Here is a 1,084-nt window from a genome sequence, read left to right as displayed (position 1 = left end):
GCGTCTCGTAGGCGGCCGCGGTCAGCGCGAGGCGGCCCTTGGCGATGATGTCGCCGCTGGAGGCGACGATGCCGCCGGCGGTGAGGCTGAGGTCGCCATCCTTGGCGATCAGCCTGCCCGTGTTGTCGACCCGGCCGCCGACCGTGGCCGTCAGGTCATCGACCGCGCCGATCTGGCCGCTGTTGACGAAGTCACCCCCGGCTTTGAGCGCGAGGCTCCGGGTCAGAAGGCCCCCGCTGTTGCCGAAGCCGTCAGCGATCTCGATCACGGCAGCGCCGTTGACTTGGATCGTGCCGCTGTTGGCGAGGTTCTGGGTCGTGAGGGCGAGGTCTCCGGTGGTCTCGACGCTGCCCTTGTTGTCGGCTGCGCCGGTGAGCGCGAGGCGGATGGATGCGCCCGAGAGGTGCCCTGCCGGGCCGTTGGTGAACTCGCCGGCCTCAACGTCGAGGGCATTGGCGGCCACGAACTGGCCGAGGTTGAACAGGTGGCCGGTGCCGAGGCGCACGACCACGTCCGCGCCGCCGATCCGGGCAGTGTCCGCGGGCGTCTCGTAGGCGGCTGCCGCCAGCGCCAGGCGACCGCCGGCGATGATGTCGCCGCTGGAGGCGATGAGACCGCCGACGGTGAGGCTGAGGTCGCCATCCTTGGCGATCAGGCTGCCGGTGTTGTCGACCCGGCCGCCGACCGTGGTCGTCAGGTCATCGTGGGCGCCGATCTGGCCGGAATTTTTGAGATCACTTCCGATCCCCAGTGCGAGGCGCTGGGCCGTGATGAGACCATTGTTGGCGACCGCACCGGCGATCTGGATGTCGCCAGCGGCATTAGCGATGATGGAACCTGTGTTGGCGAGATTCGGGGCCTTGACGGCTAGGTCTCCGGTAGCCTCGATGCGGCCATGGTTGTTAGTGGCGCCGGTCAGTGCGAGGCGGACGCCGGCGCCTGAGAGGCGCCCGTCCGGGCCGTTGGTGAACTCACCCGCTTCGACATCGAGGGCATTGGCGGCCACGAGCTGGCCGAGGTTGAACAGATGGCCGGTGCCGAGGCGCACGACCACGTTCGCGCCGCCCATCTTGGCGGTGTCCGC

General features: G+C 69.2%; 1 pseudogene. It reads right to left on the bottom strand.

From position 1 onward, the window contains the following. A pseudogene (locus BMZ47_RS27690) lies at window positions 1-1,069 on the bottom strand (hypothetical protein); the annotation flags it as partial. Window positions 1,070-1,084 lie beyond the last annotated feature (15 nt).

Origin of the sequence: Methylobacterium brachiatum (genome assembly GCF_900113845.1) — a bacterium.
In the GTDB taxonomy this organism is placed as follows: domain Bacteria; phylum Pseudomonadota; class Alphaproteobacteria; order Rhizobiales; family Beijerinckiaceae; genus Methylobacterium; species Methylobacterium brachiatum.
The sequence above is the reverse complement of the archived record's forward strand: the minus strand, read 5'-3'. Positions and strand labels throughout refer to the sequence as shown.